Origin of the sequence: Streptomyces sp. WAC 06738, from assembly GCF_003945505.1 — a bacterium.
Lineage (GTDB): Bacteria > Actinomycetota > Actinomycetes > Streptomycetales > Streptomycetaceae > Streptomyces.
In genome coordinates, this window is the sequence record NZ_CP029618.1 from 8,080,752 (window position 1) to 8,107,555 (window position 26,804).

Sequence of the window (26,804 nt, forward strand, 5' to 3'; positions counted from 1 at the left end):
CGGAGCCTTCACCGGGCACCGGGTGCAGGCCGCCTGACGAAGGGGGTGTCGTGGACTGGTCGACGGGACTCCTCGGGTTCGCCGCCGGGCTGTCGATCTCCGTGGTCACGGCGCCGGTGGGTGTCTCCGGCGGGGTCATTCTGCTGCCCGTCCAGGTCAGCGTGCTGGGCGTGCCCAGCCCGGCGGTGACACCGACGAACCTGCTCTACAACGTCGTCGCCGGTCCCGGCGCCCTCTTCCGCTACCGGCGGGCCGGCCGTCGCGGCGGGCCGCTGACCCGCCTGCTCATCGCCGGCACCCTGCCCGGTGTCGTCCTCGGTGCCGTGATCCGTGTCTTCGCCGTCCCCGGCCCGCGCGTCTTTCGCCTGCTCGTCGCGGCGCTTCTCCTGCCGCTCGGGCTGTGGTTGTGGCTGCGGACCGTACGTCCGGCGCGGGCCCGTGACCCGCGTCCGCTCTCGCCACCCGCCACGAGAACGCTGGCACTGGTCGTCGGCGTGGTCGGCGGCATCTACGGAATCGGAGGCGGCTCCCTGCTCGGCCCGATTCTCGTCGGCCGCGGAACACCGGTCGCCACGGTCGCGCCCGCGGCTCTGGCCGCCACCTTCGTGACCTCCATCGTCGGCGCGACCACCTACGCACTGCTCGCCCTCACCACCACGGCCGACGCCGCCCCCGACTGGCTGCTGGGCCTGTCCTGCGGGGCCGGCGGACTCCTCGGTGGATACCTCGGCGCACGCCTCCAACCCCACCTGCCCGAAACCGCCCTGCGCCTCCTCCTCGCCGCAATGGCGACCGGCGTCGGCGTGCTCTACGTGGTGCAGGTACTGGGCTGACCACTCAGCGATCCCGGCCCCCTGCCGCACGGGGGAGCCGCCGAAACCCGTGAAACGAGTCCACGTACCGAAATGGGTTTGAGCCCGCGGCGGGGTCGGAACGACACTGCGGGAGGAGCCGTGCCGCGACACGGTTCCCCTGCTATGCCCGCACGGCCGTCGCCCCGGCGCTGACGAGTCACCGTTTCGAAAGAGAGCCCCCGATGGCCACCGTCTCGCGCCGCCGGCGCCTGTCGCTGTCCCTGATGTTCCTCATACCGGGGCTGTCGCTCTCGTCCTGGGTGACGCGCACCCCGGACGTCCGCGACGAGCTGGGGGCGTCCACCGCGGAGATGGGCCTGATCCTCTTCGGTCTGTCCGTGGGCTCCACCATCGGCATCGCCAGCTCGGGGGCGCTGGTGGCCCGGATGGGCACCCGGCCGGTGATCGGCGGCGGCACGGTGCTGATCGCGCTCGGGGTCGCGGGAGTGGGGACGGGGGCGCTCGCCTCGTCGGCGGCCCTCGTGACCACCGGGCTCTTCGTGTTCGGCCTCGGCGGCGGCTCCGGCGAGGTCGCGCTGAACGTGGAGGGGGCGGAGGTCGAGCGGCTGCTCGGCAGGTCCGTGATGACGGCGCTGCACGGGTTCTTCAGCCTCGGCACCGTGCTCGGCGCGAGCCTCGGCATGCTGGCCACGGCCGCCGGCTTCCCCGTGCAGTGGCATCTGATCATCATGTCCGGCGTCGCGCTCGCCGTCTTCCTCGCCTCCTTCGGCGACATACCCGGCGGCGTCGGCAAGCCGACCGCCGCCGCGGAGGCGGACGCCGCCGAGGCGAGCGAGGGCGCGGCCGGCGGCCGCCCGCTGTGGCAGGACACCCGGCTGCTGCTGATCGGCGCGGTCGTGCTGGCCATGGCGCTCGCCGAGGGCGCGGCCACCGACTGGCTGCCGCTGCTGATGGTCGACGGCCACGACCTCGACGCCGCGCTGGGTTCGCTGGTGTACGTGGGCTTCGCCACCGCCATGACCGTCGGCCGCTTCTGCGGCGGCTTCTTCATCGACCGCTTCGGGCGCTATCTCGTGATCCGGACCAGCGCGATCTCGGCGGCCCTCGGGCTCGTCGTGGTGATCTTCGTCGACCATCCGGTGGCCGCCGGCGCCGCCGTGCTCTTCTGGGGGCTCGGCGCCTCACTCGGCTTCCCGGTCGCCATCTCGGCCGCCGGCGACTCCGGCCCGAACCCGACGGCCCGGGTGAGCATGGTGGCGATGATCGCGTACGCGGCCTTCCTGGTCGGCCCGCCGGGACTCGGCTTCCTGGGCGACCACTACGGGCTGCGCTCCGCGATGATCGCCGTCCTCGCGCTGGTCGCCACGGCGATCTTCCTCGCCCCCGCGGTCGGCGAGCGCCGCCCCGCGGTGGCGGACGTCAAGAACGCCCCCGGGGCCGCCCCGCGGCGCGAGAAGGAACCGGTGGACGACGCCGCGTGCGCGGACCGCGACCGCTGAGACTCCGGCGCCCGGGAGAAGCGTTCAGCGCGGGCCGAGCAGCCGGAGCAGCCGGCCGGCGGGCAGGGCGTACCGGGTGCGGCCCGCCGGGCCCGTCGTCGTGGTGGCGGCCAGCAGCGAGTTGAGCACCGCCTCCTCGACGGCGTCCATGACCGCCTCGAAGAGCGGGTCGAGAGCGGCGTCCGCCGGCGGCGGGCCGCCGGGCCGCACGCCGAAGGCGATCGCGTAGTCGCCGCTCCCGTGCCCGTACGCCGCGCCCGTCCTCGCCAGCGCGAAGACCGCCCGCCGCGCCACCCGGGTCAACTGCCGGGCGTCCAGCGGCGCGTCGGTGGCCGCGACGACCATGCACGAGCCGGCCTCGGGCGCGGCCCCGGGGCCGGGGACGCCGAGGTCCGCGGGGGTGACGGTGCGGCCCAGGACGCGCAGCGTGCCGCCGAAGTTCGCCTGGACGAGGACGCCGACGCACGCGCTGTGCCCCCGGGCCTCCACCAGCCGCGACGCCGTGCCCACGCCGGCCTTGAAGCCCAGCGCCGCCACTCCCGTGCCCGCGCCCGTGCACCCCTCGGCGACCGGGCCGCCGGCCGCCGCGTCGAGCGCGGCGCGGACGTGCTCCTCCCGTACCGGCCGGGCGCGGATGTCCGACAGCACGCCGTCGTTGCACTCGCCGACGACCGGGTTGAGGCTGGTCACGTCCGCGCACGCGGGCCGCTCCAGCATCCAGCCGACGAGCGCGTCGGCCGCCCGGAACGCCGACAGCGTCGAGGTGAGCAGCACCGGCGTCTCCAGCGCGCCCAGTTCGGCGAGCTGCGTGCTGCCGATCAGCTTGCCGTACCCGTTCCCGGTGAACACCCCGGCGGGCAGCGGCGCGGCCGGATGCACGTCGCCGGGCACGATCGCCGTGACGCCGCTGTGCAGCAGCGGGGGTTCGCGCAGCGTCACGTGCCCCACGCGCACGCCCGGCACATCGGTGATCGCTCCGTACGGACCGGCCGGGAACCGGCCCGCCACCAGCCCCAGGTCCCGGGCGCGGCGCCCGGCGGGCGCGGCGAGTTCGTCCATGAAGACGCAGGCTACGCCCCCTTCGCCGGCGCCGGCGGCGGCGCCGGCCGCCGGATGCGCGGCGGGCCATCGCCGCCTCCGGTGATCACGTGGCGCCCGTCCGGCGTCATCGCCGGCGACTGGATCCCGCCGCGCTGCCGCGCAGGGGCACCCGGCCTCGACAACACCCGCTCCCGCCACCCTGCCACGCCGTACTCCCCTCCGCGGGCGCCGCCGGATCACCGAAGGCCGCGACGGACCACCGCGGGTCCGTCGCCGGCGCCCCAGGCTCACACGCGGGTCCGGGGACCCTCCCGTGACCGCAGGCGGAGAGGCAGACCCGGCGGCGGGGGCGCCGCGCCACCGGGCCCGTACCGTCAGTGGGCGAAGAGCAGTTCGGCGGCGATCACCACGTCCACCACCCCGCACCACTCGGCGAACGTCCGGGACACGATCCCGTCGAGCCCACGCATCCGCAGGTGGACGAAGTCCCACACGCCGTGGAAGAACCAGCCCGCCGCCACCAGGTACCGCCCCAGGTCCGGGTCGACCGCGAGCCCCGCCACCGCGAGCCCGCAGAAGAGCACCGCGCCCGCGCTCTGCAGCCCGAAGACCGCCCCGCCGTGCGGCGTGCCGCGGACGGCGCCCCACAGCAGCAGGCCCGCCGCGACCGCCACCAGCACGGTCGACGGCGCCACGAGCCCCGTCGTCCGCAGCACGACCATCACCGCGACGCCCGCGCCGAGGACCGGCCAGGTCCAGCGCGGCCGGCCCGCCTGGGCGACGATCAGGTAGAGGAGCGGCAGCAGGGGCAGCGCCTCGCCGAAGGCGTCGACCGCGCCGTCCGGGTCGCCGTCGCCGCCGGAGAAGAGGCCGGGCACGGTCAGCGCGAGCGCCAGCGCCGTCGGCCAGCGGCGCAGCAGCGCCCGTGCGGGGCCGTTCCCGGCGGGGGCGCTCCCGCCCGCGGGGGTCTTCGGGTACGTCGTCACGGACATGGGAACTCCTCGGTACGCACGGGGGATCGGGCGGGTCAGGCGCCGTACTCGGCGCGGTGGCGGAACATGACCAGCAGCATCAGCGGCAGCATCGCCAGGTGCTCCAGCACCGTCAGCGAGTCCGGGGAGACCGCGCCCAGCCACAGCAGCGGGAAGAGCACCGCCGCGGGCAGGAACATCGCGCCGCACATCCCGGCCGTGCTCCGCGCGCCGTGGCCGCGGTGGCGCATCCACAGCGCCATGCCCGCCGACATGCTGAACGCCATCTCCAGGCTCGCCAGTTCGGGGTGGCGCTCCGCGGACAGCCCCAGGCCGGCGAGCTCCAGACCGCCGCGCACCAGCGCGCCGAAGACGAGCATCCCGGCGGCCATCGCCACCACCATCTCCACGTAGTGGCGCGCGAAGTGCCACCAGCCGTGGCCCTGCTGCGCCGCGGGCCGGGCCGCGGTCTCGACGGGTGCCTGCACTGCGCTCTCCTTCGGGTACGGGGCCGGGGTATCCCGGCGCCGTTCCAGACTGGCGCCGCGGCGGGAGCGCCAGTAGTGCCGAAGCCGCACGTCCGGGCGTGCCGCCGTCACGTGCGCGCGTGACATCTGTCATGCGGCTACGGGCCGTACGGCACGGGCCGCGGGCGTGCGGCTGCTGCCACAATGTCGGCGTGCGCGACGGGGTGAGCGAAGGCGGGACCGGGCTGACCGGCTTCCGCAGGTACACGTGGTGGGCGGTGCCCGGCACCGCGGTGCTGTGCCTGCTGCCCCTGTACGGCGGCTGGCTGCTGGACGGCGACGTACCGGCGTGGGCCCGCGTCCCGGCCGTGGCGGCGCTCGCCGTCGCGGCGGTGGCCGGCGCGGTGCTGCTCAGCGCGCGGCTGGCACCTTCGGACCCGGACGGCGCGGGTCCCGTACGCCCGCCGCGCGGCTGGCTCCTCGCCGACCTCGCCGCCACCGCGGTGCTCGCCGTCCTGCCGCTGCTGCGGCAGAACTACGGGCTGTGGGGCCTCGCCCCGGCGATCGCGGTGGCGATCGGCGCCACGTATCTGACCGGCCGCCGCCGGCTGGCGTTCGTCGGCGGCGCCGTCGGGTCGGCGACGCTGCCGGGGGGCAGCGTCGCCCTCGCCACCGGGGACGGCGAGTTCCTGTACGCCGCGCTCTTCCCCGCCGGGCTGGTCGCGTTCAGCGTGTGGATGCTGCTCGGGCCGCTGTGGGCCTGGGACGTCGCGGGGCGGCTGGACCGGGCGCGGCGGCTGGAGGCGGAGGTCGCGGTGAAGGACGAGCGGCTGCGGTTCGCCGCCGACCTGCACGACGTCCAGGGCCACCACCTCCAGGTCATCGCGCTCAAGAGCGAGCTGGCCGCCCGGCTCGCCGAGCGCGACCCGGCGCGCGCCGTCGCCGAGATGCGCGACGTACGGCAATTGGCCGCCGACGCGCTGCGCGACACCCGGGCCGTGGTGCACGGCTACCGCAGCACGACGCTCGACGACGAGATCGCCAACGCGACCCGGGTGCTCGCCGCCGCCGACATCGACGCCCGGATGACGCTCGACCCCGCGGCGGTCGCCGCCGGCCGCGCCGCGCCCGCGCGCCACCTGCTGGGCCTGGTCGTACGGGAGGCCACCACCAACGTGCTCCGGCACAGCAGCGCCCGGCGCGCCGAGGTCGACTACCGGCTGGCCGGCGGTCTCGCGCGGCTGCGGTTCAGCAACGACGGCGCCGGCGCGCCGGAACCGGCCGCCGCCGCCCGGCCGGCCGGCGGGTCCGGACTGCCCGGGCTCGCCGAGCGGCTGCGCGCCGCCGGCGGCGAGCTGACCTGGGCCCGCGACGGCGACCGCTTCGAGGTCGTCGCCTCGCTGCCGGGCCTGGCGAACGGCGCCGCCCGGTGATCCGGCTGCTCCTCGCCGACGACGAGGACCTGCTCAGAAGCGCGCTGGCCGCGCTGCTTACGCTGGAGGACGACCTCGACGTGGTCGCCGAGGCGGCCACCGCCACCGACGCGGTGCTGCGCGCCCGCGAGCACCGCCCCGACATCGCCGTGCTCGACCTGGAGATGCCGCCCACCGACGGGCTCGCCGCCGCCGAGGAGATCCGCGCGGAACTGCCCACCCAGGTCGTCATCGTCACCCGGCACGCCCGGCCCGCCGTGCTGCGCCGCGCGCTGGCGGCGGGGGTCCGCGGCTTCGTGCCCAAGACGACCCCCGCGTCGCGGCTCGCGGAGATCGTCCGGGACGTCGCCGCGGGCCGCCGCTACGTCGATCCGGACATCGCCGCCGCCGCGCTCACCGAGGACGACTGCCCGCTCAGCGACCGGGAGCTGGAGGTGCTGCGCGCGGCCCGTACCGGCGCCTCGGTCGCGGAGATCGCCGCCGAGGTGCACCTCGCGCCCGGGACCGTACGCAACTACCTCTCCGCCGCGATGGCCAAGCTCGGCGCGAACTCGCGGCACGCCGCCGCGCACCGGGCCTGGCAGCAGGGCTGGATCTGAGCGGTGCGCCGACGGCGCCTGTCCGGGGGTGGATCGAGCCCCGGGCGGGTCAAGGGACGGTAAAATTTAAGGGGATTGGTCCAGTCCTTTCCGGTGCATCGGAGCGTGGCGGAGTCCTCCGGCCGTCCGGATTGGTACGGTCCCGCGCACCCGTCGCCCGCATTGACATGTCCGCGACCCGGGGCTGTCTTAGAGGTCTATACCGCACGATTCGCGTCCGACCGCCCGAGCACGCGAACTCCCCGCCGCGCGGGTGGACGCCGTCTTCCCCACAAGGAGAGCCGTGTCCGTGCAGAGAGCCGCACCCTTACGCCTCAGATCGTTCCCCGTGTCCCGGCGCCTGCTCGCCGTCCTCGCCGTGCTGGCGCTGGCGCTCACCGGGCTCACCACGCTCGCCCCGCCGGCCAGCGCCCAGGCCGGGCTGACCGCGACGTTCAGCAGCTCCGGCAGCGGCTCGTCGTGGACGGGCAAGTTCGTGGTGGCCAACGCCGGCACCGCCGCGGTGGAGAACTGGTCGCTGGAGTTCGACCTCCCGGCCGGGGTGTCGATCAGCAACCACACCCACGGCACCGCGAAGGTCGACGGCCGCCACGTCACCGTCACGCCCGCGTACTACAACGCCCGCGTCCCGGCCGGCCGCAATACCGAGCCGTACAGCTACACCTTCACCGGCAGCGGCCCGATGACCGCGCCCACCGGCTGCCTGATCAACGGCGACAAGTGCGACGGCAGCCCGGCCGTGCCCCCGCAGGCACCGGGCGGCGTCGCCGTCGCCGACACCACCGCCCGTACCGTGACGCTGAAGTGGAACGCGGCGGCGCAGGGCGACTTCCCGGTGACCTCGTACGAGGTCCTGCGCGGCGGCGCCGTCGTGGCGGCCAGCGCCACCACCCAGGCCACCGTCCGCGACCTCACCCCCGCCACCTCCTACCAGTTCACCGTCCGGGCCAAGGACTCCCGCGGCAACGAGGGCCCGCCCAGCGCCCCCGTGACCGCGACGACCGTGGACCCGGCGACCGACACCGTGCCGCCCACGGCGCCGCCCAACCTGCGGTCCACGTCCGTGACGTCCAGCACCGTGGGCCTCAGGTGGGACGCGGCGACCGACGACAAGCGCGTCGCCGCCTACGACGTCTACCGCGGCTCCGCGCTGGTCGCCAGCGTGCCCGCGGACACCCTGACGACCACGCTGACCGGGCTGACGCCCGCGACGCAGTACGCCTTCACGGTGAAGGCCCGGGACGCCGCCGACAACGCCTCGCCCGCCGGCAACACCCTCACGGTCACCACCGACGAGGCCGTCGGCCAGGGCGGCTACGCCAAGGTCGGCTACTTCGTGCAGTGGGGCATCTACGGCCGCCAGTACTTCGTGAAGGACCTCGACACCTCCGGCGCAGCCGCCAAGATGGACGTCATCAACTACGCCTTCGCCAACATCGACCCGAAGAACCTCACCTGCCTCAACGGCGTCACCAAGGGCACCACCCCGAACCCGCAGGACCCCAACCAGGGCGACGGCGCCGGCGACGCCGAGGCCGACTACGGCCGGGCCTTCCCCGCCGGCCAGTCGGTCGACGGCGTCGCCGACGACGGCTGGGGCAAGCTGCGCGGCAACTTCAACCAGCTCAAGAAGCTCAAAGCCAAGCACCCGCACCTGAAGATCCTCATCTCGCTGGGCGGCTGGACCTACTCCAAGTACTTCTCCGACGTCGCCAAGACGCCCGCCTCCCGGGAGAAGTTCGTCAAGTCCTGCATCGACATGTACATCAAGGGCGACCTGCCCGCGTACAACGGCGCCGGCGGCCCCGGCGTGGCCGCCGGCATCTTCGACGGCATCGACCTGGACTGGGAGTGGCCCGGCTCACCCGACGGCCACCCGGGCAACCACTGGTCGCCCGACGACAAGGCCAACAACACCGCGCTGATCGCCGAGTTCCGGCGGCAGCTCGACGCGCTGGGCGGCGACCACAAGCTGCTGACCGCCTTCACCCCCGCCGACCCCAAGAAGATCGACGCCGGCTGGGACCTGAAGGAGATCTTCAGGTACATGGACTTCGCCAACGTCCAGGGCTACGACTTCCACGGCTCCGGCAGCGACAACTCGTGGGAGCCCCACCGCACCGGCCACCAGGCCAACCTGTACCCGGACGCGCAGTCGCCGTACCCGAACGACTTCAGCATCGACGGCGCCGTGCAGCACTACCTCAACGCGGGTGTCAAGCCGCGGAAGCTGACCATCGGCTTCCCGTTCTACGGGCGCGGCTGGCAGCAGGTGGCCGACGGCGGCGCCAACGGCGAGTGGCAGAGCGCCAACGGTGCCGCGCCCGGCCAGTTCCAGGAGGAGGCCGGCAACCGCGGCTACGACAACCTGGTCGCCATGGTGCCCAACATGACCGTGCACCACGACACCCAGTCCGTGGCCACGTACGGGTACACCGGGCCGAACGGCCAGTGGTGGTCCTTCGACGACACCTGGGCGATCGACCAGAAGACCGCATACATCAGACAGAAGGGGCTACTCGGCGGGATGGTCTGGGAGATGTCCGGAGACCTGCCGAACGGCACTCTCTTCAACGCGCTGGACCGCGGACTCCCGTAGAGCGGGGAGGGCCCGTACGGTACGCCACCGCCGTACGGACCGGGTCCGGCCGCAGCCCCGCGGCCGGACCCGCCGTCCCGCCCGCGGCGCGCCGTCCGGGCGCCGCGGGCGCGGGCGCGCCCCGGGCGGCGGGCGAACGCGGACGCGTACGGTCAGCGCGCGAGCAGCGCGCAGTGCCGGCAGGCGCGGGCGGAGGCCGCGAGCCGGGTGTGCGCGACGAGGGTGACCGCGCCGGCCAGCGCGCCCGCCGGCCAGTCCCGCGCCACCACGGCCCCGGCGGTGAGGGTGAGCGCGCTCACCGCCAGCGCCACCGCCGCGGTGGTGCCGGTCCAGGCCACCACGAGGGGCAGCCGCCGCGGGGTGGCCGCCCGGCGGGCGACGGCGCCGGTGGCGGCCAGTGCGCCGGCGGCGAGCAGCGCGGCCAGCGCCGCGAGGCCGCCGACGTTGGCCGTGAGCACGTGCACGGCCGCGGGCAGCCGCCCGCCGGCGTCCGCCGACGTGGCCCCGACCAGATACCAGCAGGCCATCAGGAACGGGACGACGAGCGCGACGATCCGGGCGGTCTGCCGGGCCTGCGCGACGGTCAGTTCGCGCTGGAAGGCGGGGCCGACCTCCGCCACGGTGCCGAAGTCGCGCACCGCACGGGCCGCCGCGGCGGCCTGGGAGGGCGCGCCCGCCTCGGCGTGCGCGTCGGCGGCGTCGGTGAGCCCGTCGCGTACCTCCGCCAGCATCCGGGACTTGACGCGGGCGGGCCCGTGCAGCGCGGCGTCCAGGGCGGCGAGGTGGTCCTCGACGGCGCCGCGTCCGGGGGCGCCCGAAGCGGCGCCACCGGTGCCCGCGCCACCGGGTTCCGCGGCCGTCACGTCGCCGGCCTCGGCGCGCGGCCCGGGTCCAGGACCGAGCCGATCGCGCTGGTGAACTCCCGCCAGGCGGTGCGCTCGTCGGCCAGCGCGCGGCGGCCCGCGTCGGTCAGCTCGTAGCAGCGGCGCCGCCGCTCGCCCACCGACTCCCAGGTGCTGCGCAGCAGTCCCGTGCGCTCCAGCCGGTTCAGCGCCGGATAGACCGTGCCCGTACGCAGCTCCAGCGCGCCCGCGCTGCGCTGCTGCACCGCGGTGATGATCGCGTAGCCGTGCAGCGGGCCGCCTTCGAGCGCGGCGAGCAGTAGTCCGTCCAAGTGTCCGCGTACCGGATCGCCTCTCATGGGCACCCACCCTACCTCCTGTTGTTGGTGTGCTATGTATTGGTAGCCAACATATAAACCACCGGGAGGGTGCGGTGACGAAGGTCCTGCTGTCCGTACATGTGCTCGCGGCGATCCTGGCCATCGGGCCGATCGCCGTGGCGGCGTCGGTGTTCCCCCGGATCGCCCGCGAGTCGGCCGCCGCCGACCCCGCGCACCGCGACCGGACACCCGCGTTCCTGCACCGCGTCTGCCGCGCCTACGCCGTCGTCGGCCTGGCCGTCCCCGCCTTCGGCGTGGCCACGGGGGCGCAGCTCGGGGTGCTGACCGATGCCTGGCTGCTCGCCTCGATCGTGCTGACGGCCGGCGCCGCGGCCCTGCTCGCGCTCGCGATCCTGCCGGGACAGCAGCGCATGCTCACCCGGGTGAGCGGCGACGCCCCCGCCGTGGAGGGCGACGGGCTGCGGCCCGCCGCGGGCCGGCTGGCCATGCTCACCGGGGTCTTCAACCTGCTGTGGGCGGTCGTCGTCGTGCTGATGATCGTCCGCCCCGGCTCCACCACGGGGGCCTGAGCCGTGCGCGCGCTGCGGATCGCCGCCGCCGTCGAACTGGTCACGCTCGCGGCCCTGCTGCTCAACCTGGCCACCGTGCACACCGGCGCCGTCACCGCCCTCGGCGGCCCGGTGCACGGCACCGCCTACCTCGTGGTCATCGCCCTCACCTGGGCGACGGCCCCGGCGCACACCGCGCCGGGCACCCGGCCGCGGGCGGTCGTCCCGGGCATCGGCGGCCTGCTGGTGCTGCGCCGGCTGCGCGGGACGACCGCCGGCCCCGCCCGTCAGCCGACGGGTCCGCCGGGCCGGGCGAGGTAGCGGCGACGGCGGCCGGCGAAACCGTGCGCCGTGAGGTCGGTGCTGTCGGCGTACTGGTCCACGGACCCCACCGGCGGCAGCGCCGCCAGTTCCGGATCGCGGACCGTCGCCAGCAGCGCGGCGCAGAAGCGCTCGGCGCCCAGGACGAGGAACGGCCGCTCGTGGAACGGGCGTACCTCCGGCGCCAGCGGCTCCGTCAGCCCCAGCTCGTTGTGGAGCCGCGCCACCCGCTCGTACGCGGGCGACAACTGCCGCTCGCGCTCCCGCCAGCCGCGCGCCGCCAGCGCACCGGAGAGCAGCGGCGCCAGCTCTGCCGCCTCCGGGAGCGCGGCGAAGGCGGAGCCGAGCCACTTGCCGTACGGCGGGTAGACCCGGTGCATCAGCAGGCACAGCCGCATCAGCTCGCGCGCCTGCCGGGCGGCGGTCACCGCGGACCCGAGGTCGTCCCCGACCTCTCCGCAGCGCCCGACGAACGGCTCCTCCTGGTGCAGCCGCTGCCACTGGCACGCCAGCACGTAGCGCCACACCGGGTCCGGGTACCAGCGGAGGTGCTCCCGGTACGCGGTGAGCATCCCGGTGCCGTCGTGGAACACCGCGCCGCCCGTCAGCTCCCGCAGCACCTGCCACGGCGCCGCCAGCCAACCGCCCACCGACAGCCCGCCGTCCGGCACCTCGCCGAGCTGCTCCGCGAAGTGCGCCCCGGTGTCGAGCACGTCGACCCAGTGCCGCGGCGCCGTGCCGCCGGGGAACGCGAAGCGCACCGGGTAGCCGCCGAAGCGCTCGGGCAGCTCCCGGTCGAGCAGCGCGGTCAGCTCCGCGGCATGCGCCCGGTGGGCGGCCGGGGCGAGGAACACCTGCAGCCGCGGGCCCCAGGCGTGGTCCGTCGAGCGCGGTGTGTCGAAGCCCTGCACCTCCGAGCCCCAGCCCAGCAGCGCGGCCGCGTACGGGGTCCCGGCGAGCACCCGGTCCAGGAGAGGGGCGACGGCCTCGGCGTGGAAGTCCCCGGCCAGCGCGAGACCGGGGCGGAATGCGGCGTTCATCGCCGTCACCCTGGCAGACCGAGGCGGCCCGCTGCCACCGTGTTTCTTCGGCCGCTCCGGCGGTCCTAGAGTGCCCGGATGATCCCTTCGGAGTCCCCGGGCGCGGGCCTCGCCCTGGCCGAGACCGTGCGCGGGCTGCAGGAGCGGGCGGCGCGGGCGCTGCCCGCGGAAGTGGTCGAGCACGCGGACGGCTGGTGGCTGCGGCACGACTCGGGCAGCTCGTGGTGGGTGGCCTCGGTGCTGCCGCACGGTCCCGGCGGTCCCGGCACGTCCGCCGCGACGGCGGAGCTGGCGCGCCGGGTGGCGCGCGCCGAGGAGTTCTACGCCCGGCACGGGGGCACGGCGCGGTTCCAGATCACCCCGGACGCCTGCCCCGCCGGGCTCGACGCCCTGCTCGCCGGCCGCGGCTACGACCGCTCGCACCCGGTGTCCCTCCAGGCCGCCGCGGTCGCCGAGATTCCGGGGCAGCCGGCCGGGGGCCCGCTCCGGGTGCGTATCGAAGACCGCCCGGGCGACGCGTGGTTCGGCGTCTGGCACGCCGTCCGCGGCGGGGGCGCGGGGGCCGCGGCGTGGGGGCTGCTCGACCGGGTCGCGGGACCGTCCGCGTACGCCCGCGTCTTGGACGCCGACGAGACGGTGGCCGTGGGCCGCGCGGTCGCCGACTCCGGCTGGGCCGGCGTCTTCGCCATGGCCACCCTGCCCGCCGCGCGGGGGAGGGGCGCCGGCGGGCGGGTGCTCGGCGCGCTGGCGGAGTGGGCCGGGGCGCACGGCGCGACGGGCCTGTACCTCCAGGTGGAGCGCGACAACGCGGCGGCCCTGCGGCTCTACGCACGCGCCGGGTTCCGCGAGCTGTGCATGTACCACTACCGCACCGCCGGAGCAAAGCCCTGATCCGGCCGTGTGGCGACGCGCCCGGCGGGCACCGCATCGCCTGACAGCGGGCGGGGCCGCACTGGACAATGGGGCCGGTGGTGTCAGGCAGGTCGACGAAGGAGCCGGCGATGAGCAGCAGCCCGAGCGACGTGGCGGGTCAGGGGAACACGGAGTACGGCAGGAAGCGCTTCAAGCGCTCCCGCAGCCACTTCGCCGACCGGATCACCGCGGCCGGCGAGGACGGCTGGCCCGTCGAGGCCGGGCGCTACCGGCTCGTCGTCAACCGCGCCTGCCCCTGGGCCAACCGCACGCTCATCTCCCGGCGGCTGCTCGGCCTGGAGCCCGCGATCTCCATCGGCGTCACCGACCCGATCCAGGACGACCGGAGCTGGCGCTTCACCCTCGATCCCGGCGACCGCGACCCGGTGCTGGGCATCCGCTTCCTCAGCGAGGCGTACGACGCGCGCGAGACCGGCTACCCGGGCGGCGTGAGCGTCCCCGCGATCGTCGACGTGCCCAGCGGCAAGCTCGTCACCAACGACTTCCAGCAGATCACCCTGGACTTCGCCACCGAGTGGACCGCCCTGCACCGGGAGGGCGCGCCCGACCTCTACCCCGAGGCGCTGCGCGACGAGATCGACGAGGTGATGGACGGCGTCTACCGGAACGTCAACAACGGCGTCTACCGGGCCGGCTTCGCCACCACCCAGGACGAGTACGAGGTCGCGTACCACGACGTGTTCCGGCAACTGGACGAGCTGTCCGCGCGGCTCTCCGGCCGCCGCTACCTTGTCGGCGACACCATCACGGAAGCCGACATCCGGCTGTTCACCACCCTGGTCCGCTTCGACCCCGTCTACCAGGGCCACTTCAAGTGCAACCGCAACAAACTCGCGGAGGACAAGGTGCTGTGGGCGTACGCCCGCGACCTCTACCAGACACCGGGCTTCGGCGACACGGTCGACTTCGACCACATCAAGCGCCACTACTACGAGGTCCACACGGGCATCAACCCCACCGGCGTCGTCCCCGCCGGGCCCGACCTCTCCGGCTGGCTGACCCCGCACCACCGCGAGCAGTTGGGCGGGTACCCCTTCGGCGACGGCACCCCGCCGGCCCCGCCGCCCGAGGCGGAGCGCGTCCCCGCCGCCGGCCGCCCCTGACCCCGGCGGCCGCCCAGGCCCCGCCCGCGCATGCGCGCCATCCGCACGCCGGGGAAATGACGTTGGCGGCGCGGGCCCGCCTCCGCCATCCTGTGTCGGATGAGATTCCGGCTGGCGGACGGCGTGGTGACTACGGGACAGGCGGCCTGGGCCGCCCGCTCCGGCCTGCCCGTACGGCTGGCCGGGCAGACCGACGCCCCCGCGGGCGCACCCGTCGCGCTCGGCCCGCCGGAGGCGGGGGAGGAGCCCGCCGCGGCCGCCGTCGCCGCGCTGGAGCGGCTGGTCGCGGCCGGCGGCGCGGTCGCGGCCGGCGCGGGCGTCGACCTCGGCGGCGGCTTCCGCTCCGCGCGGCTCGCGGGCGCCCGCGGCGACAAGCGCGACGCCGTCCTGGCCGCGCTGCGCGCGCTCGGCCCCGCGGACGCCGGGCGGCTCGGCGACCGGGCCGCGACCACGGTGGCGCTCTTCGGCCCCGCCGCGACCAAGCGTGTCGGCGCCGCCGCCGCGCGGGCCGCGGCGGAGGAGCGCTGGGGCGCCGTCCGGCTCGCGGCCGCCGCCAGCGACGTGCTGGGCCCCGAACAGGTCGAGGAGATCCTCGCCCTCGACGCACCCGCGGGCGTCGACCCCGTCGACGGCGGCGCCCCCTCCGTACTCGCGGAGCATCTGGGCCGCGTGCTCGGGCCGCTGCCCGGCCCTCGCCGCCCGGCGGTGCTGACCGACCTGTGGGACCGGGTGCTCGACGGCCGCGCCCGGCAGGCCCGCCGCGAGCGGCTGCTCGCCACCCAGGGCCGCCGGGGCCGGGTGGCGGAACTGCGCACCCGGAGGGCGAAGTTCGAGGAAGAACTGGTGTTGCGGTGGGCGCCGCACGACGGGACGGCCGGCGGGACACCGCTGCTCGCCGCGGCCTGGTGGACGCCCGGTGACGCCTACTGGCACGCCCTGCTGCACCGGATCGTGCAGGACGCCCAGGCCGCCACCGTGCTGCTGCGCACCGCCGTCGCCGTCACCGACCACGGCCCGGCCGTCGGACTCGCGCACATGGAGGCGCAGTTGGCCGCCGCCGTCGCGGCCACCGGCGACGACGCCGCGGCCCGCGCCGCCCGCCGCGTCCCGGGGCTGACCGGCCTGCCCGCCCGGCCCGCGAGCCACGCCCGCGAGCTGCACCGGCAGGTGCTCAAGCACGGCCCGGCGAAGGTGCCGTACGAGACACAGGTGCGGCCGCGCCTGGCGCGCGCCCGCGACTACGCGCTGGTCGCCGTCGAGGAGGTCGACCGGCTGCTCCGCGGTGAGCTGCCGGTGCCCGAGAAGGTGCTGCACGACTGGGCGGCGGTGGACCTGAGCGGCTGGCGGCGCGCGACCGGCTACAGCCCCGTCCGCCCGCCCGAGGAGTGGGCCGAGAGCCCGCCGTGGGTGCTCGGCCGCTTCGGCACCCGCGACACCCTCGCCGCCCGGCTGGCCTCCCGGCGCGCGCGGGGCGAGCCGGCGGCGCCCCGGGACGCCGAGGTACTGGGCGACCTGCTGTGGTACGCGGAACTCGCCGACGCGCTCGCGCAGTTGCACGGCCACGAGGCCGCGGCCGTCACCCCGTACGGCGGGCCGCTCGGTCTGGACCACGATCCGCCGCCGGCCGCGGAACCGCTGGTGCCCCGGCTGGACTCGGTGGGCCTCGCGGTCTCCGGCGCCGCGCAGCTCGTCGCCCTCGGCGGCATGCCGGGCAAGGGCGTGAAGACCTGGGCGGGGCTGGTCGGCAGCCTGCGCGCCGACGTAGACGTGGCGGAGGCGCTGAGCGGCGAGTTCCCCGTGCCGCCGCCGCTGGCCGCGGTCGACGCCACCCTCGTGCCCGGTACCCGCGCCCGCTTCCGGCTCGCCCGCAGCGCCCGCACCCTCGCCGAGTGGGCGGACTACATGGGCAACTGCATCGCCACCCCGTACTACGTCGACGCCGCGCTGAAGGGCCGCAGCGCGCTGGCCGCGCTCCACGACGACAAGGGCCGCATCCTCGTCAACGCCGAGCTGCGCCCGGCCCGCCCCGCGGAACGCGGCTGGCTCGTCGGCGAACTCGCCGGCCGCTTCAACGACGCCGCCGATCAGGCGCTGGAGGACCGCTTCCGGAGCTGGGTCGCCACCCTGCCCGGCACCGAGCCGCCGGAGCAGGCACCCGCGCCCGGCGACGAGACGCCGGCCGCGCCCGCGCGCCGCGGGTGGGCGGCGCCGCGGCTGGTGGCGCGCGCCGGTCCTGAGCTGGCCCGGCTCGCGGAGGCGGCGTGGGCGGAGCAGGTCACGGACGAGACGGCCGCGGTCTACGCCGCGCTGGCCGCCACCGTGCCCGCCGCCCCCGCCGGTGCCGTACGCGGCACCCGTACCGGCACCGCGGCGGGCGCCCCCGCCGGAGCCGCGGCCGCCCTGACCCGGCTGCGCCGCCTCGGCCCAGCGTCACTCGCCCACGCCTGCCGCCGCGCCCTGGACGACGGGACGGTGCGCCCGGCGGACCTGTGGGCCGCCACCGGCGTGCGCCCGCTGGCCGCCGCCGTGGCGGAGCTGGACCCGGCGCTGCGCGACCGCTTCGAGCAGCTCGACCTCCTCGACGGCGCCGGGCCGTTGCCCAAGGCGCTGCGCGCCCTGGTCCGGCGCCCCGCGGTGGCGCCCGCGTACGCGATCGGGCTCATGGGCCTGCGGGTCCGGGAGGCGCTCGGGCAGTTGCTGTACGAGGACGACGCCGCCCTCGCCCGCGCGGTCTCCCGGCGCCCGCCGGCCCCGCTCCTGTGCGCGGCTGCCGTCGCCGTCACCTGCCGCGTGCCCGCGATACCCCTGGCCGCCGTCGCGGAGCCGCGCGCCGTCACCGTGCCGGGCTTCCCGGCGACCACCCTCGACGACCCGGAAGGCCCCTGGCAGCGCGCCTTCCCCGCGGCCCGCGAACTGGGCGCGGACACCGCCGCGTTCTGGGACGGCGTCGCGGCCGGCGGCCTGCGGGCCCCCGCCTCCTGGCTCGCCGCCGCCGGCTGGCCCGCCCTCTGGGCCCGCGCCCACCGCTGACCCCGCCGCCGGGCCCGTAGCACCGCGGCCGCCCGCTCACGGCACCTGCCCCGCCCCGCGGGCCGCCTCCTCCCGGGACTCCGGCGTGCCCGCCGCGACCACGCGGGATTTCCCGCGCGGCAGGGCGAGCGCCGCCAGGACGGCCGGCAGCAGGGCGAGCGCCAGCACGAACGTCGCGTCCCGCATCCCGGCGGCCGTCGCCTCCCGCAGCGCCTGCCCGGCCCGCCCGCCGACACCCCGGTTCGCGACCGCGACGAGCACGGCGATCCCCGTGGCCGTGCCGATCTGCAGCGCCGTGGACGCCACCCCGGACGCCAGGCCCTGCTCCTCCTCCGCCACCCCGGTGCCCGCCGCGATCCACATGCACTCGTAGGTGACGCCCATGCCCAGGCCGACGACCACGATCCCGGCGAGCACGGTGAGGAACGACCCGTCCGCCCGGAAGCCGGGCGCCAGCAGCGCCGCGCCCGCGGCGTTGAGCAGGATGCCGCCCGTGAGCGAGGCGCGGTTGCCGAAGCGGTGGACCAGCTTCTCGCTGAGGAAGTTGCCCGCCGTGATGGCCAGCGTGGGGCCGAGGAAGGCGAGCCCGGTCTCCAGCGCGCTGAAGCCCAGCACGCTCTGGAAGTGGATCGTCAGGAAGTACGGCACGGCCTGCGTGGTGAAGCCGAAGAGCAGGATCACGACGGTCGCCGCGCTCAGCGCCCGGTTGCGGAACACCCGCAGCGGCATGAGCGGGTTGCGCCCGCGCGCCTGGATGCGCAGGAACGCGCCGAGCAGCAGCGGCGCGAGCGCCGCCGCGGCGAGCACCTCGGCCGCCGTCCAGCCCGCCTCGGAGCCGTGCGCGACCGCGAAGATCAGCAGGGTCGCTCCCGCGGTGCCGGTGAGCGCACCCGGCACGTCGATGCCGCCCCGGCCGGCGGGGCCGTCGGCCGGCAGCAGGGCGAACGCCGCCGCCGCGCCCAGCACCGTGATCGGGACGTTGACGAAGAAGACGGCCTCCCAGCCGAACGCCTGGGTCAGCACCCCGCCGGCGAGCGACCCGGCCGTGAGACCGCCCGCGCCGGCCATCGCCCAGACGGTCAGCGCCCGGGTACGCTCCCTGCCCTGGGCGAACGCCGTGTTGACCAGCGCCAGCACCGCGGGGAACAGCACCGCGCCGCCGAGCCCCTGCAGCCCGCGGGCCGCGAGCAGCACCTCCGGCGCGGTGGCCAGGCCGCCCAGCACGGACGCCGCGCCGTACACCCCCATGCCCGCGACGAACATCCGGCGCCGCCCGAGGAGGTCGGAGAGCCGCCCGCCGAGCAGCAGGAAGCCGCCGTAGAGGACCGCGTAGACGCTGACGACCCACTGCTGGGTGTGCGCGGTGAAGCCGACGTCGGCGGCGATGTGCGGCAGCGCCACGAAGACGATGGTCAGGTCCAGGCTGATGACGAGGTGCCCGAGCGCGAGCAGCGCCAGGCTCAGGCCCGGCCGCCGGAGGCGGGCGGGGGAGGGTGGGTACGGCATCGGTGTGCTCCGTGGTGGTGCGGTGCTGCGCAGCCGGCGGCTTGCCGCGCGGCGGGCTGCGCGGTCGCCGGCGCGGTGCCCGTGACGCTAGGCCGGGGGGTCTACGTATCCGCATCAGCAAGTCTTCGGAATGTGCCCGTGGGAGTCGCGCGTTGTGCTGCTGAGGACCGGGGAGGACAGGGCGTGCTGCTGGGGAGATCCGCCGCGCAGGCGGCGCTGAAGGAGCTGCTCGCGGACGCCGGGGGTGGCCGCAGCGGCGCGCTCGTGCTCCGCGGCGAGGCCGGGATCGGCAAGTCCGCGCTGCTCGACTGGACCGCCGGGGAGGCCGCCGGGCTCGGGCTGCCGGTGCTCCGCGTGACCGGCGCCGAGCGGGAGGCGGAGCTGGGCTTCGCGGGGCTGGTGCAGTTGCTGTGGCCGGTGCGGGACCGCATCGGCGCGCTGCCGGAGCCGCAGCGGGCGGCGCTGCGCGCGGTGCTGGACGCCGGCCAGGACCGCGGCCCCGACCGGTTCCTCACCGGGCTCGCCGTGCTCACGCTGCTGGCCGGTCTCGCCGAGCGCGGCCCGCTGCTCTGCCTCGTCGACGACGCCCAGTGGGTCGACAGGTCGTCCGCGGAGGCGCTGCTGTTCGCCGCGCGGCGGCTGGCCGCCGAGGGCGTCGCGATGGTGTTCGCCGTACGGGACGAAGGGCTCGACGGCCACGGCCTGACGGAGCTGCCGCTGCCGCGGCTCGGCGCCCGGGACGCCGCGGACCTGCTCGCGGACCGCGGGTTCACGGCGGAACTGCGCGACCGGATCGTCGCCGAATCGGCGGGGAACCCGCTGGCGCTGCTGGAGTTCGCCGCCGCCGCCGGGTCCTGGCCGGGCGCCGCCCCCGGGGAGCGGGAGCCGCTGCCGGTCGCCGACCGGGTGCTCGCCGGGTTCCGGGCACAGCTCGACGGCCTGCCCGAGCGGGCCCGGCTGATGGCCGTGCTCGCCGCCGCCGAGGCCCGTGGCGACCTGCCGCTGCTGCTGCGCGCCGCGGCCGCGCTCGGCACCGGACTCGACGAACTCGAAGGCTCCCGGCTGCTGCACACCACCGGCACCGCGGTCGCCTTCCGGCACCCGCTGATCGCCACCGCCGCCTACCGGGGCGCGCCGCTGGCGGCCCGGAGCGCCGCCCACCGCGCGCTGGCTGAGGCCGCCGACGACCCCGACTGCCGCGCCCACCACCTCGCGGCCGCCACCACGGCCCCGGACGCGGGTGCCGCCGCCGAGATCGCGGCGGCGGCCGAGCGCGCCCGGCGCCGTACCGCGTACGCCGCCGCGGCCGGCCGGTTCCGGCGCGCGGCGCAGCTCGCCCCGGACCGCGGCGACCAGGCGGCGTGGCTCGTCGCCGCGGTGAGCGCCGCGGCGTCGGCAGGCCGGCTGGAGTGGGCCGCGGAGCTGGCGGAGGAGGCGGAGCCGCGGGCCGGGGTCGGCGCGCTGCGGGCGGAGCTGGCGCAGGTGCGCTCGGTGGTGGAGTTCGAGCTGGGCGCGCCGGGGCGGGCCGCGGGCCTGCTGGTACGGGGCGCGTCCCACGCGGCGCCGGACGACGCGGCGGCGATGCTGCGCACGGCCGCCGGCTTCGGGTGGTTCGCCGGCAGTCCGGAGCCGGTCGGCGTCGCCGCGCGCCGGCTGCGCGAGCTGGGCCGCCCCGACGAGGCGGCGGAGGCCACGGCGTACCTCCTCCACGAGGACTACGCGCGCGGGCTGCCGCTGCTCGCGGGGTACGTCGCGCGGGTGCGCCGGGCCTCGCGGGAGTCCGCGTACGGCACTCCGGCGGACACCCCGGCCGGCACCGCGGAGGGCGTCCGGCGGGTCGGCGGCGACGAGCGCATGCAGGCTCTCTACGGCAGCATCATCCTCGGCGACGACGAGGCCGCCCTCGACCTGGCCGCCGACGAGGTCGAACGCTGCCGCGCCGAGGGGCTGATCGGCCGGCTGCCCAAGGTGCTCCAGGCGCAGGCCATGGCCGAGCGGACCGCCGGGCGGCACCGCGCCGCCGCGGCGTCGGTCGCCGAGGCCGCCGCGATCGCCCGGGACACCGGGCTCCACCGCAGGACCGAAGAACTGGACGTCGTACGCGCCTGGCTGGCCGCGGCCGAGGGCGACGAGGCGCGCTGCACCGAACTGGCCGGCCGGGCGTCCGACACCGGCCGGGTGGCCGCCGACTGCGCGCTGAGCATGCTCGACCTGAGCCGCGGCCGCCACGCCGCCGCCCTCGACCGGCTGGAGACCGCCTGGCGCGGCCCCGGCCGGCACGCGACGGTGCTCCTGGCCGCCACCGGCGACCTGGTCGAGGCCGCCGTACGGCTGGGCCGCCCGGAGCGGGCGCACGCACCGCTCGACCGGTTCCGGCGCTGGGCGGACGCCGGCGGCCGGCCGTGGGCGCTGGCGGTCGCGGCCCGCTGCGCCGCCCTGCTGGGCGGCGGCGAGGAGGCGTACCTGCGGGCCCTGCGGCTGCACGAGCGGGGCGGGCGGCCCTTCGAACGAGCCCGTACGGAACTGCTCTACGGCGAGTGGCTGCGCCGCGAGCGGCGCCGCAGCGAGGCCCGGGAGCCGCTGCGCGCCGCGCTGGAGTGCTTCGAGCGGTTGGACGCCGCCCCGTGGGCCGCCCGCGCCCGCGCCGAACTGCGCGCCACCGGCACCGCGGTGAGCGCCGGCCCGCCCGCCGCCCGCGCCCGGCCCGCCGACCGGCTCACCCCGCAGGAGCTGCAGGTGGCCCGGCTGGCGGCGCAGGGGCTGAGCAGCCGGCAGATCGGCGCGCGGCTCTTCCTGAGCCCGCGCACCGTCGAGCACCACCTGTACAAGGCGTACCCCAAGCTGGGCGTGGCGTCCCGGGCCGAGCTGGCCCGGGTGGAGCTGGCCGGGCCGGGGGACGGCTGAGGCGGCGGCCCCGGGGCCCAGGAGGAGCGGCGCTCAGGAAGAGACGTATCCGACGTGGGCGAGCGCCTGCTTGAGCAGGTGGCCCTGGCCGCCGGGCATCTCCTGCTGGACGACGGGAGAGGCCGCCTCCTGGGGCGTGAACCAGACGAAGTCCAGCGCGTCCTGGCGCGGCCGGCAGTCGCCCGCCACCGGCACGATGTACGCCAGCGACACCGCGTGCTGGCGCGGGTCGTGGTACGGCGTGATGCCCTGCGTCGGGAAGTACTCGGCGATCGTGAACGGCTGCGGCGACGACGGCACCCGCGGCAGCGCCACCGGGCCGAGGTCCTTCTCCAGATGCCGCAGCAGCGCGTCCCTGACCCGCTCGTGGTGCAGCACCCGGCCGGAGACCAGGGCCCGGCTCACCGCGCCGTCCGGGCCTATCCGCAGCAGCAGGCCGACGTGGGTGACCTCGCCCCTGTCGTCGACGCGGACGGGCACCGCGTCGACGTAGAGGACCGGCATCCGTGCGCGCGCCGACTCCAGCTCCTCGGGAGCCAGCCAGCCGGGTGTGGTTTCGGTCAAGTCAGCCATTGGCCGATCTTACGCCGAACCCTCAGCGGGCGTGGACGCCGACCTCGTAGAGCGAATAGCCGTGCCCGGTGCCCCGCTGCACGCCGACGACTCGGACATAGCGGGCGTCGGTGGGGTCGAAGACCGCGGTGTCGAGTCCGCCGTCGCCGCTCTCCGTGGCCCACACCGTGCGCCAGGCGTTCCCGTCCGCGGAGACCTCGATGCGGTACGCCCTGGCGTAGGCCCGCTCCCAGTCGAGCGTGACCCGGCCGATCCGGCGGCTCTCGCCGAGGTCGAGCCGCAGCCACTGGTCGTCGTTCCAGTGGCTGGCCCAGCGGGTGCCGCGGTCGCCGTCGACGGCGCGTCCCGGCGCGTAGCTCGTCAGCAGGCTGAACTCGGTGGAGCTGGCCGTCGCGGCGGCGCCCGCGGCGAGGTTGGCCGGCCGCTCGTGGCTCTGGGTGGCGCCCCAGGTCGTCAGGTACGACTCGGCGCCCGCCATCAGGTCCTCGACCACGTCGCCGCCGCCGTGCAGCCGCATCTGCTCGATCCAGTCGGGTACGAGGCCCGCGTGCGCGCCGCCGTCGGTGTTGAAGTCCCAGGTGCGCTCGCCGGTGACCTGCCGGTCCAGGACCGAGCCGCCGTCGGCGCTCCTGAAGGGGTACGCGACCTTGTCCGGGGCGTCCGCGCCGCGGGGCGCGGGCCAGCCGCCGACGCCGTTCATGTCGGTGCCGTAGCCGTATCCGGCGCCGTACTTGTCGCGCAGCTCCGCGCCGCGCCGGCCCTGCTCGACGAAGTCCTCGGCCGCGTTCATGTACTGGGCGGAGAAGCCGCCGAGGCGGTAGAGCCGCTCGGTCCAGTCCAGGTCCATCCAGCTGTGGCTGGACAGCACGCCCGGATACGACTCCGACTCCAGGATGTCCAGCGCCCGGCCGGCCGCCTTGACGCTCATGTGGTCCAGCTCCAGCATCATGTTGCGTTCCATCATCCCGCGCACCGCGTACTCGCCGAGCTCGCTCAGCCCGCGGGTGTTGCACCGGGCCTCCTGGTCGTACGACGGGACCGACACCCCGGCGGGCAGCAGCTTCGCCGCCTCCGCGGGCGGGTCCGCCAGGCCGATGGGGTTGTCCTGCTGCCGGCCGGTGCACTTCTCCGTGGTCCAGAACGTGCCGGTGGAGAGGAACTGCCCGATGTTGACCGCCGCGCCGATCGTGCCGGAGTCGAAGCGCACGCCGCACAGCGCGTTGTCGAACTTGTGGCAGAGGAACATGCTGCGCACGCCCATGCCGTACAGCTCGTCCAGGCCGCGGTCGATGTCGCCCTTGTCGCACTGCGCGACGCCCAGCACCTGCTTGCAGCCGAACGGCTCGGAGGTCTCCACGCCCAGCACGACCGCGAGCTTGCCCTGTTCGACCACCGCGCGGGCCTGCTCGGCGTCGGTGACGATACGGAACCAGCCGCGGCCCGCGCCGCCGTACATGGCGTCGACGTAGTCCTGCATCTCGTAGGTCTTCTCGGCCTGCAGCCTGATCGAGTCCATCTCGTCGCAGCCGCGGTCCTTGGCCGGATAGACCGAGCAGAGCAGGCCGTTGGTGACCAGGTCCTGCACCATGACCCGCTGTCCGCCGCGCCAGGCGCGCTCCAGCCAGGCGTAGTAGTTCTGCTGGTGGCTGAGCGAGTCGTGGGCCGGCCAGTGCTCGAACGTCGGCCAGCCGACCGGGTCGTGGTGGCCGTCGGCGCCGCCGGTGACGTTCTCGAAGAGGGCGAGTGCGCCGTCCGGGTAGTGCTCGGGGCAGTCCTTCAGGGCCTCGGTGACGCCCCGCCGGTCGAACGGCTTGCCGCAGATGATCCGGCCGCCGAAGCCCTCGTTGGACATCACGTGGTTGTGCGCGTCGACGAAGCCGCGCACGTCGCCTTGGGCGTCGGCGCCGCGGAACGGCTCGCCGGTGACGTTCACCCCGGAGTCCGGGGCGGGCCGGGCGACGGGGTCCCACCAGTCGTTCGCCGCGGCGGCGGTGCCCGGCCCGGTGCCGAGCGCCGTCAGGGCGGCGAAGAGGACCGTGACGAGGGTGATCAGGCCGGCCTTGCGCAGGTACGGCTGTCGGGTCATGGGGGTCCCGCCTCCGGTGGCGCGAAAAGGTGAGGATCTTTTCTACGACTGAGTAACCAGAGGATCGCGGCGGATTGACACCCCGTCAAGACGCGGGGGAGCGCTTTCCCGCACCGGCCGGAAACGCGTGGAGCCGCGCCGCCGCGGGCCGGGGAGGTGGGCCCCGGGCGCCGCGGCGGCGCGGGTCTGGGTGCGGCCCGGCCGGATCGCGGACGGGCCGCGGCTCTCAGGCGGGCTGCCAGAGGGCGGGCACGTTCGGCGGCTCCCAGCCGGGGGAGGCCGTATGCGCCTGGAGGCAGCGGTAGGTCACGCCGCCGTACGTGACGGTGTCACCGGACCGGTACGAGGTGCCGGCCGCCCAGGTGCCGCCGGGCGGGTCCGGCGGGTCCGGGTTCTGCCGGACGTTGAGCACGAAGTCGAACGTGCCCTCCCGGCCCCCGCCCACGTCCCGCACCGTCATGAGCAGCGACGGGTGGAAGATCGTGTCGGTGTTGTTCCGCGGCTCGTTCGGGAAGTAGAGCTGCGTCGTCAGGATCGGCTGGTTGGGCGCCTGCACCTTGACGTGGATGTGGCGGGTACGGCCCGGATACAGGCCCGGCACGATCGTCTGCAGGCTGAAGCGGCCCTGCGCGTCGCTGTACTGGTGGCCGCGGAAGCGGTATCCGGTGTTGTCGTACGCACCGTTCACGTCCGCCTGCCAGAAGTCCAGCAGCGCGTGGGGGATCGGCTGGCAGGTGAGCCCGAAGACGTACCCGCTCACGGTCAGCCGGGTGCCCGGGGTGCCCGGGTCCACCAGCGAGGTGCGCTGCGGGGAGTTGGGCTTGAAGTACGGGCCCTCGGTCTGCTGCATGGTCGGCGGGTCACCGGGGTCGCACGCCTCCGGCGTCGGGGTCAGCTCGCCGCCGGCCTCCGCCTGGTCGCGGGCGAGGACGGGGGCGGCGGCGCCGCCGACCAGCAGCGGCAGCGGCGCGGCGACGAGCGCGGCCTTGAGCAGGTCCTTGCGGCGGATCCCGGACTTCTCCTGCGGCTGTGCGCCCTCGTCCGGTGCGGACTTGTCCTGGTCTGTCACGGCATCACGGCTCCTCGGTCGGGGGAGTGGGGTCGTGAACCCCGCGTCCGGACCGGCGCGGTGGCGCCGCATCCGGCGGGGCGCCAGTGACGCTATTCGGCCCCGCCGGGGCAGTCGATGGACAGAATCCGGCGATCGTGGTGATCCGCACGGGTGCCGCGGCGGTAGTCGCCGGGGCTGCTGCCGGTCTCCCTGCGGAAGAACCGGCTGAAGTACGCGGGGTCGGAGAACCCGGCCAGCCGGGCCACCTGACGTACGGTCAGATCGGTCGCGGCGAGCAGCCGTTTGGCCTCGCGGGCCTGCGCCTGCCTGATCAGATGGCCCGGGGTGAGCCCGGTGACCCGCTTGACCGCCTCATTGAGGTACCCCACGGAGACGCCCACGCTCGCCGCGCAGCCGCGTACGGACAGCTCGGCCACCGCGGCGCCCGGTTCGGTGAGCAGCCGGTCGAACCGCCGGGCGATCTCCGCCGCCCGGCCCGCCGCGGGCCCGGCGTCGCCGCCGCCCTCCGGTGCGGTACGGGCCGTCCGGGACAGCCGGTCCGCCCGGATGAGCAGCACGTGCAGATACGACTGGAGCACGCTGATGAAGCCGGGCGCCCGGCCGGCGTACTCCCGGGCCATCTCGGCGAAGAGCGCCGCGAGGATCCCGGCAGAGCGCGGGTCCGGGCTCAGCCACGAGACCCGGGAGAGCTCGCGCAGCCGGTCCCGGTCCCCGGGGTGGGCAGCAGGAAGTCCTCCGTGAAGATCATCACCCAGCCGTCGAGGCCGGCCGCCTCCTCCCAGTGGTGCACCTGCCCCGGGGTGACGATGCCCAGGTGGGGCGGGGTGATCGGCCATCTGCGCTGGTCGACCACGTGGTGCCCGCGGCCGGCGCGGACGTAGACGATCTCGTGGAACGTGTGCCGGTGCGGGAAGCCGGCGCGGGACAGCGGGCCGATCGAGTCGAACGACCCGAGGGCGAAGGGGAGGACCTCCGGGGCGGGGACCTCCAGCCGGTGCATGGGGACGGGGTCTGCGGACACCTCGTGTTCACCCTCCTCGACATTGGTCCGGACCAAAAGGTTGCCGGGGCCGCCGCAGGA

General features: G+C 76.0%; 21 protein-coding genes and 1 pseudogene. 11 read left to right on the forward strand and 11 right to left on the reverse strand.

Annotated elements, in window-relative coordinates; all coding sequences use genetic code 11:
* The first annotated feature begins 50 nt into the window (after positions 1–50).
* Together DMB38_RS34980 and DMB38_RS34985 are read left to right on the forward strand one after the other, a co-directional pair.
* Positions 51–833: a TSUP family transporter gene (locus tag DMB38_RS34980; RefSeq protein WP_125938556.1), complete on the forward strand. Its 783-nt coding sequence runs from the start codon at positions 51–53 to the stop codon at positions 831–833.
* A gap of 203 nt (positions 834–1,036) precedes the next feature.
* The gene (locus DMB38_RS34985; protein ID WP_240662638.1) at positions 1,037–2,314 is read left to right on the forward strand and encodes an MFS transporter; all 1,278 of its coding nucleotides are present in this window, start codon (positions 1,037–1,039) and stop codon (positions 2,312–2,314) included.
* A gap of 24 nt (positions 2,315–2,338) precedes the next feature.
* Here DMB38_RS34985 and DMB38_RS34990 read toward each other — a convergent pair whose 3' ends face one another.
* The 3 genes from DMB38_RS34990 to DMB38_RS35000 form a co-directional block, all read right to left on the reverse strand.
* Complete coding sequence (locus DMB38_RS34990; RefSeq protein ID WP_125938557.1) at positions 2,339–3,373, reverse strand: P1 family peptidase; 1,035 nt, start codon at positions 3,371–3,373, stop codon at positions 2,339–2,341.
* A gap of 356 nt (positions 3,374–3,729) precedes the next feature.
* On the reverse strand, positions 3,730–4,347 hold the full coding sequence (locus tag DMB38_RS34995; RefSeq protein ID WP_125938558.1) for a hypothetical protein: 618 nt from the start codon (positions 4,345–4,347) through the stop codon (positions 3,730–3,732).
* 35 nt (positions 4,348–4,382) lie between these two features.
* Entirely contained in the window at positions 4,383–4,814 is a 432-nt protein-coding gene (locus DMB38_RS35000) for a hypothetical protein (protein ID WP_125938559.1), read from the reverse strand.
* Positions 4,815–5,005: 191 nt separating this feature from the next.
* On the opposite strand from DMB38_RS35000, the gene DMB38_RS35005 reads away from it, so the two are divergent.
* The 3 genes from DMB38_RS35005 to DMB38_RS35015 all read left to right on the forward strand — a co-directional run bounded on the left by DMB38_RS35005 (position 5,006) and on the right by DMB38_RS35015 (position 9,424).
* Entirely contained in the window at positions 5,006–6,226 is a 1,221-nt protein-coding gene (locus tag DMB38_RS35005; protein WP_125938560.1) for a histidine kinase, read from the forward strand.
* Positions 6,223–6,825, forward strand: coding sequence for a response regulator transcription factor (locus DMB38_RS35010; protein WP_125938561.1), 603 nt, complete (start codon positions 6,223–6,225; stop codon positions 6,823–6,825). Before DMB38_RS35005 ends, DMB38_RS35010 begins: the two co-directional genes overlap by 4 nt.
* A gap of 283 nt (positions 6,826–7,108) precedes the next feature.
* The gene (locus tag DMB38_RS35015) at positions 7,109–9,424 is read left to right on the forward strand and encodes a glycosyl hydrolase family 18 protein (RefSeq protein ID WP_125938562.1); all 2,316 of its coding nucleotides are present in this window, start codon (positions 7,109–7,111) and stop codon (positions 9,422–9,424) included.
* A 152-nt stretch (positions 9,425–9,576) separates the two neighbouring features.
* Here the strand turns inward: DMB38_RS35015 and DMB38_RS35020 are convergent, their stop codons facing one another.
* Both DMB38_RS35020 and DMB38_RS35025 read right to left on the reverse strand, forming a co-directional pair.
* Positions 9,577–10,287 (reverse strand): permease prefix domain 1-containing protein, encoded by a 711-nt coding sequence (locus DMB38_RS35020; RefSeq protein ID WP_125938563.1) that lies wholly within the window; start codon positions 10,285–10,287, stop codon positions 9,577–9,579.
* Positions 10,284–10,625 (reverse strand): helix-turn-helix transcriptional regulator, encoded by a 342-nt coding sequence (locus tag DMB38_RS35025; RefSeq protein ID WP_027742643.1) that lies wholly within the window; start codon positions 10,623–10,625, stop codon positions 10,284–10,286. The genes DMB38_RS35020 and DMB38_RS35025 overlap by 4 nt, the downstream gene beginning before the upstream one ends.
* A gap of 74 nt (positions 10,626–10,699) precedes the next feature.
* On the opposite strand from DMB38_RS35025, the gene DMB38_RS35030 reads away from it, so the two are divergent.
* Positions 10,700–11,176 (forward strand): DUF2269 family protein, encoded by a 477-nt coding sequence (locus DMB38_RS35030; RefSeq protein ID WP_125938564.1) that lies wholly within the window; start codon positions 10,700–10,702, stop codon positions 11,174–11,176.
* A 3-nt stretch (positions 11,177–11,179) separates the two neighbouring features.
* A complete protein-coding gene (locus DMB38_RS35035; protein WP_125938565.1) occupies positions 11,180–11,476 on the forward strand; it encodes a hypothetical protein in 297 nt (98 codons plus the stop codon).
* Here the strand turns inward: DMB38_RS35035 and DMB38_RS35040 are convergent.
* On the reverse strand, positions 11,443–12,516 hold the full coding sequence (locus tag DMB38_RS35040) for a DUF4037 domain-containing protein (RefSeq protein ID WP_125938566.1): 1,074 nt from the start codon (positions 12,514–12,516) through the stop codon (positions 11,443–11,445). The two genes, DMB38_RS35035 and DMB38_RS35040, sit on opposite strands and share 34 nt — an antisense overlap.
* 78 nt (positions 12,517–12,594) lie before the next feature.
* On the opposite strand from DMB38_RS35040, the gene DMB38_RS35045 reads away from it, so the two are divergent.
* The 3 genes from DMB38_RS35045 (at position 12,595) to DMB38_RS35055 (ending at position 17,582) form a co-directional block, all read left to right on the forward strand.
* Positions 12,595–13,407 (forward strand): GNAT family N-acetyltransferase, encoded by an 813-nt coding sequence (locus DMB38_RS35045; RefSeq protein ID WP_125938567.1) that lies wholly within the window; start codon positions 12,595–12,597, stop codon positions 13,405–13,407.
* Positions 13,408–13,517: 110 nt separating this feature from the next.
* Positions 13,518–14,552, forward strand: coding sequence for a glutathione S-transferase C-terminal domain-containing protein (locus DMB38_RS35050; RefSeq protein WP_125938568.1), 1,035 nt, complete (start codon positions 13,518–13,520; stop codon positions 14,550–14,552).
* A 99-nt stretch (positions 14,553–14,651) separates the two neighbouring features.
* The gene (locus DMB38_RS35055) at positions 14,652–17,582 is read left to right on the forward strand and encodes a hypothetical protein (RefSeq protein WP_125938569.1); all 2,931 of its coding nucleotides are present in this window, start codon (positions 14,652–14,654) and stop codon (positions 17,580–17,582) included.
* A gap of 36 nt (positions 17,583–17,618) precedes the next feature.
* Here the strand turns inward: DMB38_RS35055 and DMB38_RS35060 are convergent, their stop codons facing one another.
* On the reverse strand, positions 17,619–19,088 hold the full coding sequence (locus tag DMB38_RS35060; protein ID WP_125938570.1) for an MFS transporter: 1,470 nt from the start codon (positions 19,086–19,088) through the stop codon (positions 17,619–17,621).
* Between the two features lie 183 nt (positions 19,089–19,271).
* Between DMB38_RS35060 and DMB38_RS35065 the strand changes: the two genes are divergently transcribed.
* On the forward strand, positions 19,272–21,992 hold the full coding sequence (locus DMB38_RS35065) for a LuxR family transcriptional regulator (protein ID WP_125938571.1): 2,721 nt from the start codon (positions 19,272–19,274) through the stop codon (positions 21,990–21,992).
* A gap of 33 nt (positions 21,993–22,025) precedes the next feature.
* Here DMB38_RS35065 and DMB38_RS35070 read toward each other — a convergent pair whose 3' ends face one another.
* The 4 genes and pseudogenes from DMB38_RS35070 to DMB38_RS35085 all read right to left on the reverse strand — a co-directional run bounded on the left by DMB38_RS35070 (position 22,026) and on the right by DMB38_RS35085 (position 26,723).
* Entirely contained in the window at positions 22,026–22,565 is a 540-nt protein-coding gene (locus DMB38_RS35070) for an NUDIX hydrolase family protein (protein ID WP_240662639.1), read from the reverse strand.
* Between the two features lie 22 nt (positions 22,566–22,587).
* Positions 22,588–24,651: a discoidin domain-containing protein gene (locus DMB38_RS35075; protein WP_125938572.1), complete on the reverse strand. Its 2,064-nt coding sequence runs from the start codon at positions 24,649–24,651 to the stop codon at positions 22,588–22,590.
* Positions 24,652–24,877: 226 nt separating this feature from the next.
* A complete protein-coding gene (locus DMB38_RS35080) occupies positions 24,878–25,720 on the reverse strand; it encodes a carbohydrate-binding protein (RefSeq protein ID WP_125938573.1) in 843 nt (280 codons plus the stop codon).
* Between the two features lie 92 nt (positions 25,721–25,812).
* Positions 25,813–26,723: pseudogene (locus DMB38_RS35085) on the reverse strand (AraC family transcriptional regulator).
* Between the last annotated feature and the right edge of the window lie 81 nt (positions 26,724–26,804).

Coding starts and splice junctions, on each gene's coding strand:
- DMB38_RS35075 (WP_125938572.1), bottom strand. CDS start 24,651: ATGACCCGACAGCCGTACCTGCGCAAGGCCGGCCTGATCACCCTCGTC.
- DMB38_RS35050 (WP_125938568.1), top strand. CDS start 13,518: ATGAGCAGCAGCCCGAGCGACGTGGCGGGTCAGGGGAACACGGAGTAC.
- DMB38_RS34995 (WP_125938558.1), bottom strand. CDS start 4,347: ATGTCCGTGACGACGTACCCGAAGACCCCCGCGGGCGGGAGCGCCCCC.
- DMB38_RS34990 (WP_125938557.1), bottom strand. CDS start 3,373: ATGGACGAACTCGCCGCGCCCGCCGGGCGCCGCGCCCGGGACCTGGGG.
- DMB38_RS35060 (WP_125938570.1), bottom strand. CDS start 19,088: ATGCCGTACCCACCCTCCCCCGCCCGCCTCCGGCGGCCGGGCCTGAGC.
- DMB38_RS35055 (WP_125938569.1), top strand. CDS start 14,652: ATGAGATTCCGGCTGGCGGACGGCGTGGTGACTACGGGACAGGCGGCC.
- DMB38_RS34985 (WP_240662638.1), top strand. CDS start 1,037: ATGGCCACCGTCTCGCGCCGCCGGCGCCTGTCGCTGTCCCTGATGTTC.
- DMB38_RS35040 (WP_125938566.1), bottom strand. CDS start 12,516: ATGAACGCCGCATTCCGCCCCGGTCTCGCGCTGGCCGGGGACTTCCAC.
- DMB38_RS35070 (WP_240662639.1), bottom strand. CDS start 22,565: ATGGCTGACTTGACCGAAACCACACCCGGCTGGCTGGCTCCCGAGGAG.
- DMB38_RS35025 (WP_027742643.1), bottom strand. CDS start 10,625: ATGAGAGGCGATCCGGTACGCGGACACTTGGACGGACTACTGCTCGCC.
- DMB38_RS35045 (WP_125938567.1), top strand. CDS start 12,595: ATGATCCCTTCGGAGTCCCCGGGCGCGGGCCTCGCCCTGGCCGAGACC.